At 65.0% G+C, this 9,314-nt stretch carries 10 protein-coding genes; 4 read left to right on the forward strand and 6 right to left on the reverse strand.

Annotation, left to right across the window (positions count from 1 at the left end):
* Positions 1-9 precede the first annotated feature (9 nt).
* From VH569_RS31345 to VH569_RS31360, 4 genes are all read left to right on the forward strand, one after another.
* Positions 10-969, forward strand: coding sequence for a glycosyltransferase family 2 protein (locus VH569_RS31345; RefSeq protein WP_423320743.1), 960 nt, complete (start codon positions 10-12; stop codon positions 967-969).
* A gap of 341 nt (positions 970-1,310) precedes the next feature.
* Positions 1,311-2,462 (forward strand): exo-alpha-sialidase, encoded by a 1,152-nt coding sequence (locus VH569_RS31350; protein ID WP_423320745.1) that lies wholly within the window; start codon positions 1,311-1,313, stop codon positions 2,460-2,462.
* A 77-nt stretch (positions 2,463-2,539) separates the two neighbouring features.
* Complete coding sequence (locus tag VH569_RS31355) at positions 2,540-3,658, forward strand: aromatic ring-hydroxylating oxygenase subunit alpha (RefSeq protein ID WP_423320747.1); 1,119 nt, start codon at positions 2,540-2,542, stop codon at positions 3,656-3,658.
* Positions 3,659-4,106: 448 nt separating this feature from the next.
* Positions 4,107-4,922, forward strand: a complete 816-nt coding sequence (locus tag VH569_RS31360; RefSeq protein WP_423320749.1) for a class I SAM-dependent methyltransferase — start codon at positions 4,107-4,109, stop codon at positions 4,920-4,922.
* Positions 4,923-5,488: 566 nt separating this feature from the next.
* On the opposite strand, the gene VH569_RS31365 is transcribed toward VH569_RS31360, so the two are convergent.
* From VH569_RS31365 to VH569_RS31390, 6 genes are all read right to left on the reverse strand, one after another.
* Positions 5,489-5,677 carry a hypothetical protein gene (locus tag VH569_RS31365; RefSeq protein WP_423320751.1) on the reverse strand — a complete coding sequence of 63 codons (189 nt, stop codon included), beginning with the start codon at positions 5,675-5,677 and terminating at the stop codon, positions 5,489-5,491.
* 176 nt (positions 5,678-5,853) lie between these two features.
* On the reverse strand, positions 5,854-6,099 hold the full coding sequence (locus VH569_RS31370; protein WP_423320753.1) for a FitA-like ribbon-helix-helix domain-containing protein: 246 nt from the start codon (positions 6,097-6,099) through the stop codon (positions 5,854-5,856).
* A gap of 115 nt (positions 6,100-6,214) precedes the next feature.
* Positions 6,215-6,778: a GNAT family N-acetyltransferase gene (locus VH569_RS31375; protein ID WP_423320754.1), complete on the reverse strand. Its 564-nt coding sequence runs from the start codon at positions 6,776-6,778 to the stop codon at positions 6,215-6,217.
* Complete coding sequence (locus VH569_RS31380) at positions 6,775-7,794, reverse strand: RHO alpha subunit C-terminal catalytic domain-containing protein (protein WP_423320756.1); 1,020 nt, start codon at positions 7,792-7,794, stop codon at positions 6,775-6,777. Before VH569_RS31380 ends, VH569_RS31375 begins: the two co-directional genes overlap by 4 nt.
* Positions 7,791-8,432 (reverse strand): Rieske 2Fe-2S domain-containing protein, encoded by a 642-nt coding sequence (locus VH569_RS31385; protein WP_423320758.1) that lies wholly within the window; start codon positions 8,430-8,432, stop codon positions 7,791-7,793. Before VH569_RS31385 ends, VH569_RS31380 begins: the two co-directional genes overlap by 4 nt.
* Before the next feature lie 8 nt (positions 8,433-8,440).
* Positions 8,441-9,205 carry an SDR family NAD(P)-dependent oxidoreductase gene (locus VH569_RS31390; protein ID WP_423320759.1) on the reverse strand — a complete coding sequence of 255 codons (765 nt, stop codon included), beginning with the start codon at positions 9,203-9,205 and terminating at the stop codon, positions 8,441-8,443.
* Between the last annotated feature and the right edge of the window lie 109 nt (positions 9,206-9,314).

Consider the following 9,314-nt stretch of genomic DNA (forward strand, 5'->3'; position numbering starts at 1 on the left):
TTGAGTAACATGTCGACCGCCCAACGCCTCGGCAATGACGGCCCGGAGATCGGCGCCAGCATCGTCCTCTGCACCCATCGGCGTCCGGAACTGCTCGCCGCCTGCCTGGACAGCCTGGCCGGACAGCGGGCGGGCGTTGCCCCAGGCAGCTCCCGTGAAATGGCCCATGAGATCCTCGTGATCGACAACTCCCCCCTGGAGGACGGGCGGGCGGTCGTCGAGAGCCGGCAGGCTGCCTTCGCTTTGCGGGGTGTGCCGCTGCGCTACGTCATGGAGGGGAATCCGGGCGTCAGTTTCGCCCGCAACCGCGGCGTGCTCGAAGCGGTGGGAGCCCTGATCGCCTTCATCGATGATGACGAGCGGGCCTGCGACGGGTGGCTGGAGCGCTTGCTGGAGCCCTTCCATCGACTTGGCAATGCCGTGGACATCGTTGCCGGCGAGGTCGAGCCGGATTTTGGCGCCTTGGCCCGGCCGGACTGGCTGGCCGACGACATGATGCATTTTTTCTCATGCCGTTGGGGCTGGGACAGCGAGCCCCGCTTTCTGCGCGAGGCCGAATGGTTCGGTGAAGGGAACTGCGCCTTCCGCAAGCGGCTGATGGCCGGGCGCGCCTTCCCCACCGACCTTGGCCGCAAGGGGGATGGGCTGATGACGAACGAAGGCATCATCTTCATGGAGATGCGTAGTGCCGGAGCCGCCACCTACTATGTGCCGGCCGCCATGGTGTCCCACCTCATCCATCCCGACCGGTTGAACCGACGCTGGCTGATGCGGCGGATGTTCTACCAAGGAGTTTCCAACCGCTTGACGCAGCGGCGATACAGGCTTTCCGAACAGCGCTGGGACTTCAACGTCAATTTGGCCAAGCTGGCCGATCTCGATGTCGAGAGCCTGGAGGGAGAAAGCCTGAGGGCGGTGATCCGGCTGTATTACCAGCTCGGATATGCGTCGGGTTCCAGCATCGGTTGAGGCCATCCGGAAACCCGTCAGGCCGCCACATAGATCCGGTTTACGAAGGGGGCCAGCCCGTCCGGCACGGCCGGAGAACGGCGGTCGAGCGGCGAAGCGATGCGCGTCCGCACATTGTCCAGAAAGGAGCATACCGGAGCGGAAGCCGGGACAAAGGAGGATGCCATGGGATTTGGAACCGCATAAAAGAAGAATCGCCTTCGACAAAGCCTCTCCAAAAGGGCGCCGGCCTTTCATGATGTATCCGTTTTCAGCGCCGTTCTGCTGCCGAGGCACGGCGTCGCGGGTTATAAGCCCTGCGGTCCTGTGAGGACTGAAGAAGGCAGGGGAACCCTATGGCCATGGCCGGTGTCGAACATCGCGTGCTGTACCGCGACCCGCGTTTCTATGCGTCCTTCCCGTCGCTGACCCCGACCGCAGCAGGACAGCAGGGGTCGGTCCTGCTGGCCTTCCGGCGGGCCCGCGACCATCGCTGGTTGCGCGGGGCGGAATACCGGGCGGGGGAGACCGGGTTCAACCATGTCGACCATCTCGATTCGCGGTCGCAGACCGTCCTGCTGCGGCTCGGCCCCGATGCGGAGCCGCTGGGGGAGGAAACGGCCCTGCCCGCCGATCCGCAGGCGGCCGACCAGGACGCCAGCCTGCTCACCCTTCGCGACGGCCGCATCCTGCTGACCGGCTTCCGCTGGTATCCGGTGCCGTCGTCCCAGGGGGACGCGCTGCGCGCGCTGGGGATCGGGCTGACCGGCAACCCGCAGAAGACCGGCGACCTCTACATCTTCTGGGGCGGCTACAGCCGGCACAGCGACGATGGCGGGCGGAGCTGGACTGCGCACCGCGATTTGCCCCCGCTGCCCGGCCATCCCGACATCGTGCCGGGCCGGCGGCTCTTCCATGGCGGGGCAGTGCGCGGCCGGGCGGTGGAGGCGCCGGACGGCACGATCCTGCAGACCGGCTACACCCACCATCCCTCCACCGGGACCTATGCCAGCCATCTCTTCGCCTCCACCGACCGGGGGGAAAGCTGGGTGCACCGGGCGATCATCGCCATCGACCCCGAGGCCAGGGCCGGCTTCTGCGAGACGGCGCTGCATCTGGACGCCGATGGGGTGCTGCACGCCTTCCACCGCACCACCGGGCTGGACGACCATCTGGCGACCTCCCGCTCCACCGACATGGGCCACAGCTGGGAGCCGTGGCGGCGCCATGCGGTGGTCGGCCATCCCTATGATGCCTGCCCGCTGCCGGACGGCCGGCTGCTGCTCGTCGGCGGCTACCGCCATGCGCCCTACGGCGTGCGCGCCCGCATCTACGACCCGCGCCGCCAGCAGCCGGACGAGGGGACGGAGCTGGTGCTGCGCGACGACGGGCCGGCGCGGGATCTCGGCTATCCCTGGGCGGCAGTGCTGCCGGACGGCCGCGCCATGGTCGCCTATTACATCTGCGACGCCACGGGGCTGCGCGGGATCGAGGCGACGCTGTTCCGGCCGTGAAAGGGCTGGGGGAGTGCGGCCTGCGACCCGCTGTACCCTGGACCGGCCGGCAGAGCGCGGGCTACCTTTCCTGCATCATGGAAAGCTCCCTCCCCTTCGCCGCCGCCAAGGCCGTTCCCGGCATCGACCCCGCCGCCTACCACGACCCGGAGATCTTCCGGGTGGAGGAGGAGCGGGTTTTCCGCCGGTCCTGGGTCTTCGCCGGCTTCACCGACGACCTCGCCCGGCCCAACGACTATCTGACCCGGCGGATCGGCGGGCTGGACGTGCTGGTGCAGAATTTCGACGGGGAGCTGCGGGGCTTCCGCAATGTCTGCACCCACCGCTTCGCCATGATCCACCGGGCGCCGCGCGGCAACGGCATGCTGCGCTGCGGCTATCACGGCTGGACCTTCGACCGCGATGGCGTGCCCTATGGCATCCCCGGCAACGAGGCGAATTTCGGCCTCGACCGGGAGGGCCGCTGCGGCCGTGCCCTGACCCCGGTGGCGGTGGGGGTGTGCGGGCGCTTCGTCTTCCTGCGGGTGGCGGCGGAGGGGCCGGATCTCGACGACTGGCTGGGCGGCTATGCCGACGTGCTGCGCCATGCCTCGGAGATCTTCGTCCGTTCCTTCGACGAGCGGTCGATGGAGTGGGCCGCCAACTGGAAGATGGGGGTGGAGAGCGTGCTGGAGGTCTACCACGCCGACCTCACCCACCCCACCACCTTCCGCAAGCTGGTGAAGGGCGACTGGCGCTGCGATTACGACGGCGTCCATTCCCGCGGCGTCACGTCGGTGTCGGACAGGAGTGCCCGCTGGTGGGACGGCGTGTCGGAGCGGCTGGGCTTCCACCCGAGCCCGGCTTTGCGCGAGTACGACCATCTGCACATCTTCCCCAACCTGGAGATCGGCTTCACCCGCGGTGCTGTGATGAGCGTCCAGACCTACGATCCGCTCGGGCCCGACCGCTGCGCGCTGGGCCTCCGCCTGTTCCTGGCCGACCCGGACGGCGATGCCGGCAGGGGCGGTCCCGCCGCCCGCCGCCTGATCGAGGAGGGCGCGCGGGACCTCAACGTCGCTCTGCTGCGCGAGGACCAGGAGGCGTCGGAACTGGCCTTCCGCGGCTGCCGGCAGACGGCCCGCCCGGCGGTGCTCGGCCTGAACGAGGAGCGCATCCAGCAGTTCCACACGGCATGGCGGGGGATGATGGGCTGACGCGGACGGCGACTTCGCTTTTTTGTATTGTCCGGCACTCTGAAGGTCTGTCACCATCTCACAGGAGAGCTTGGTCGTCGGAGGTTCATCTACATGGGCGGTGCCGTCCCGAATTCCTCTTCCGTTCTTTTAGCCCTCATCGCTCTCAACCGGCTTGTCTTCGGTCCGCGACCCGCAGATTTGGATGCCGGGAGTTCCGAGCCGGATCGCCAGCTGCTCCTTGACGGTTGCATCGACCAAGATGCTCTCCGCCACTAACAACTTAACCGCGATAGTCCCCCTCTCAAGCGGGCTCTCAGCCGATCTCTTTCGGTGGTGGCCCTGCTGTCACAGGAGACAAAGCCTGTGATGTAAAAAAATTCTCCTTTAATTTGGTGAGATCTTGAAATCTAAAAATAATGCGGTTATCCATAATATGGATGACAACATGTTTATACGAGATTGCCTTATGGAAACGTACATTCCATCGAACTTTCGTCCTCGGAGTGTAAAAGGGATAGAAGAATCGGTAGATTATGCTCTTGTAGTTGGTAAAAACTACATATCACAGCTTGGAATTATTCCAGGTGGCTTGAAGGGGCGCACAGTTTTGGAAATGGGACCAGGAAGTGATTTCGGTCCCGCTCTACTCCTCGCGAGCGCTGGAGCCAAAGTTTCAATTATTGATCGTTTTGTTGCTGAATGGCAGGACGATTATCATCGTCCATTGTACACAGAGCTGCGGAAGCGTTGGCCCGGAGACCCTGGTCCGTTTGATGCTGTGCTTGCGGCAGGAGGGTATCATCCTGTTATTACAGTATACGATTGCGCTATCGAGGATATGACTGAGGATCAAAAATTTGATGTTATAATCTCTAACGCTGTTTTGGAACACATGAGGGATATAAAGCAAGCTGTCGCGAATATGGCTCGCATAACCAACCCTTCTGGTTGGGGATTTCACCAAATAGATTTTAGAGACCATAGAGATTTTTCAAGGCCATTGGAGTATCTACTCTATACAGATGAAGAATTTAAAGAAAAATGTGATGAGGTTTTTGCCGAGTTTGGGCAAACTTATAGAGTATCTGAGCTGGAGAATATATTTCTTCAATCTGGATTTGAAATTGAATATGGTCAAGCTAATATGTTTGCCGACGAAGAATATATGGCAGAATTCCTACCACGACTTCGTGCCTCGTCTTCCCGTTATCGTGACTGGCCTGTTGATGATCTTAGAAAGATAAGCGCCTTTTATCGTCTAAGGACTTCCCCAAGAATATAATTGGGTTTTCTAAATCTTTCTTCGCTTTATTGGTCTTTTAGCGTTCTATGGAGATTCGGCCGCTAGGGGGAGTGTTTTCGGAAGCAAGTTCCATTCGGATTGCAGCCCTTATCCAGCTCCAATTCGGCAACGAAGGATTGAACGGCTGTGATACCGTAAAAGCGGGTTTTGGTAAACCAAGCTCCAGTCCAGCGATATTGCGGCTGTTCTCCGTTGTCTCGCATGCGATTGGCGCTGCGATTACGACGGTGTCCATTTCCGCGGCGTCACTTCAGTGTCGGGCAAGAGTGCCCGCCGGCGGGACGGCTTGTCGGAACTGATCGGTGCACCGGCGGCGTGCAGTTTTCCGGGCTTCCAGGGCAAGCCGCTCGGGTTGCTGCGGGGATGAGGCAGTCCGGTTGATGAAACCTGTATGAACGGGTCGAAGGGAGCGTTCTTGACGCTGGCGATCCGCCGCCTGCCCGCATCCAGGTACCGCGAGTCGGCCAGGACCCGCTCTTTTCAGGAGGGCTGACTCAAACCTTCCCACGGGTTGTCGATGGGAGCCCCGAACTCCAGGAAATCCGTCACGGCCCTGGTTGCCATGCAGCGCCGCGGGACGCGGCTACAGCGGCGATCTGCGCATCGAAGGCTCCGGTCGGCCGCCCCTGTTGCCGTCGTCCCGCCGCAATGGGCGCGAAGGCTTTTGCCGACATGCTGTCGAAGGGCAGCACCCGGCCGGCCAGGTCTTCGGCAAACATCTGCTCTGCCGTCACCAGCAGATCGTTCCGCCGCCTCTCCGGCAGCAGGGTGAGGCCGAACAGTATTTCCGCTTGGGTGATTCGTCGTCGTAAACACGCTGGCAGCGGAGCGCCCGGCGAACCAGCGGAGCACGGCTTTGGATGGGGTCGGGCGCATCGGTTCCGATAGCACGCTCGTATCGGGACGATCATCAGTCGAAGCTCGGCGGTGGCCGCAGGGCTTCGCGCTTCACCTCCGCCACCTCGACGACGCCGAGCCGTGCAAATCGCTGGTGGATGGCCTCCCCGAGATCCGGCACTGGCAGGCTCTCTTCCGTGAGTGCCGCGCTCAGAATGTGGCGGACCTCATCCTCCATCGAGCGGCCGTGATGGGCGGCACGGATGCGCAGCCGGGCTTTCAACGGATCCTGCAGGTTCCGGATCGTGATGCAGGCCATCGGTCGATCCTGAGCATGTCGGGAGGAGAAGGTTAGACTGGTGATTGCATCGATTTCAGTGACAGAGGTCTGGTCCCGATGCGTTCGAATCAGAAGCCGGAGAGGCTCCCTCCCCCTACATCCACTCCCGCCCGTCCATGTCCTGATAGACTCCGAACCGGCCGCGCACCGCCAGCCAGTCCTCGGCCAGCATCTCGAAGATGTGCAGGTCGATCTCCTGCCCGTCCTTCACCACCTGGCGCTTCAGCACGCCGACCGGGCGGTAGCCGATCATCGGCTGGCCTTTCAGCAGGCGGGGGCTGTTGGTGCCCAGGATGTGGTTCACCACCTTGCGCAGCCCCATGGTGAAGAACACGTGGTTCAGCATGTAGGCGAAGTTCAGCGGAGCAGCCCCCATCCGTCCCGCCCGCTCGCCCATCAGCACGCCGACGGTGGCGATCTTCCAAACGGGTTCGGTCACGGTGATGGAGACATGGCCGGCCGGCACGCCGTCGACGCAGAGGATGCGGTGGACATAGTCGTCGCGCTCCGCACAGCACCGCAGCCATGCCTTCTGGCGCTCCACGTCGTAGGGCACGCTGGTCAGCATCTGGCCGGCGATGTCGGGCCGCGTGCGCCAGTCGAGCAGCAGTTGGGCGTGCTCCTCCGCCGGTTCGATGAAGGTCAGCCCGCCGCTCACGCTGTTTCTCCCAGTGGCGTTTCTCCCAGCTGGCGCAGCATCGCCTGATGGAAGTCGAGGATGCGGCGCTCGCGCCGGCCGTAGATGCCGGCGATGTGGGGAAGGTCGGCGATGCCGGGACGGCCCTGCTGCACCGCCTCGCAGACCGGGCGGTCCTCGTCGATCACGGTGCCGGCGGATGTGATCAGATAGGCGGCGGTGGAGCGGTGGAAGGCCTGCTCGCGCGCCGTCTCCAGCCGGGTGGTGGGCAGGAACAGCTGCCACCGCAGCACCGCGGCGTCGGGGGCGACGGGGTCGACCCGGTGCGGGATCACCGTGGCGCCGTAGAAGGTTGCCAGATAGAAGTTCGGGAAGATGAAGGTGTGGCGGTAGAAAGGCTCTTCGGCGAAGCGGCGCATGCGCAGCTTGGCGTCCAGCTTCGCCCACCAGCCGGCGGTGCCGTCGGCCAGCCGCCAGCGGGAATCGCTGTTGGCGCCGTGGCGTTCGGTGACGAGGTGGCTCTGCCAGTTTGGATGGACTGCGGGGTGGATGGTGTCGGGATGGACGGTGGAGCCGTGGAAGTCGTCCATCGTGTTCTCGATCAGCGCCTTCCAGTTGGCCTGGAACGCGATGCCGATGGGGGGCTGCGGGTTCAGGCAGTTGGCCGACATCATCGCCAGCCGCTCGCCATAGGGCGCCAGATGCTGGGCCAGGGTCGGCCCGCCACTTTGTGCGACGCGGGCGAAGACCAGGGCGCCGCAGCGGTCGATCTCCAGGGGCCGTACCCGCTCGCCATCGCGGCAGACGCCCTCCATCGTTTCGCCCTCCATCGCCTTGCTCCGTCGCCGCAACTCGAAGCGCAGCCCGGCCATTTCGGCGGTCAGGAGGTGCGTGTCGTCGAACACGCCCATGTAGAGCCAGCAGCGGCCGAAAACCCGCTCGCGCTCGCGGGCGAAGGCCTCTTCGGTCCAGAAATGGCTATGGGGCAGGAAGGCGCCGGTCTTGGGGACGATGCTGTGGACGGGATGCGCGCTCATGCCGGCACCTCCGCGTTTGTCGTGATCGGGGTGGCGGCGGGGTAGAAGGTGACGGTGCGGGAAAAGCGCCGGTCGGCACCGGTCGGCGCGGCGCTGTGCAGCACCAGAGCGCCGTCCGGTGCCAGATGGAGGCGCAGGTTGGCCGCCTCGATCCGCTCCCAATCCTCGGCCGGCTCCAGCGCGTCGCCGCGCTGCGGGAAGGCGGCGGACAGGGCGGACAGCCGGGCGAAGTGGGCGGCGCCCAACTCCTCCTCCAGCGAGGGGCCCTCGGCCGCCACCCGGATGAAGACCAGCCGGCCGCAACGGGCCAGCGAGGCCGGGTGCAGGGCCAGCCGCCGGCGCCCCTCGGCCTCCAGCTGGAAGTCGGTCGGGTTGAAGGGCAGCCCCACCGGCACGCCATCGGCGTCGAAGCTCCAGCCGTGATAGGGGCAGCGCAGCGGACCGCAGCCCGACGGCTCGCCATGGATTACGGCGAAGCGGTGGGTGCAGACGTTGCGGAAGGCGACCACCCGCCCCTTGATGTTCTGCGCCACCAGCGGCACCGCCTCCACCCGCGTGGTGACGAAGGCATTCGGGGCGGCGAGGTCCGCCTTCATGCAGAGATGGAACCAGCGGCTTTCGGGAGCTTCGTTGGTCATGACACGTCTCAAGCGGTGCGGCCGCCGTCCACCGTGACGATGGACCCGGTCATCCAGCGGCTGGTGTCGGCAAGCAGATAGGCGATCATGTGGGCGATGTCGTCGGGATGGCCGAAGCCCAGCGGCTGCAGCGTGCGCAGATGCTCGTACTGCTCGGCGGTCAGCTTCTGCTTGCCGCGCTCGATCAGCTCGGTCTCGACGATGGAGGGGACGACGCAGTTGACGCGGATGCCGTCGCTCAGCAGTTCCACCGCCAGCCCCTTGGTGGCGGCGATGATGCCGCCCTTGCTGGCGGCGTAGACGACGTTGCCGGGCGAGGCCGCCGTGGCGGCGGTGGAGGAGATCAGCGCGATTGCCGCCCGCTCGGCATGACACCCCTTCTGCCGCAGCCCGCGGGCGAGCGCCAACGCGCTGCCCAGGTTGGCCCGCATCACCTCGTCGAAGAAGGCGGCGGAGAAGATGCGGATCGGCCGCAGCGTCTGGATGCCGGCACAGTGGGCAATGCCGTCGAAGGGCGCGTCGTCGGCGCACAGCCCCTTCACCCAGCCCGGCACGGCTTCGAGGTCCGACAGGTCGAAGGGGGCGATGGCGTGATCCTCGCCCGCCAGCCGGTCCGCCGTTTCGGCCAGCCGCTCCTCGTCGCGGCCGTTCAGCACCAGCCTTGCGCCGAGCTTCGCCAGCACCACCGCCGTCGCCCGGCCGATCCCGGCCGACGCCCCGGTCACCAGGATGCGGCGGCCGGTCAGGTCCATGGGGTTGTAGACGGCTGTCATGGCGGGGAAATCCAGGTTGGTGGCGTGTCGGGATGCGGACCATAGCACAGGCGCGTTCCGCCTCCGGCTGCGGCTTTTTCGATGGGCGGCGGATGGCGCTTGGCCAAGC

Origin of the sequence: Azospirillum sp. 11R-A (assembly GCF_049472615.1) — a bacterium.
Lineage (GTDB): Bacteria > Pseudomonadota > Alphaproteobacteria > Azospirillales > Azospirillaceae > Azospirillum > Azospirillum palustre.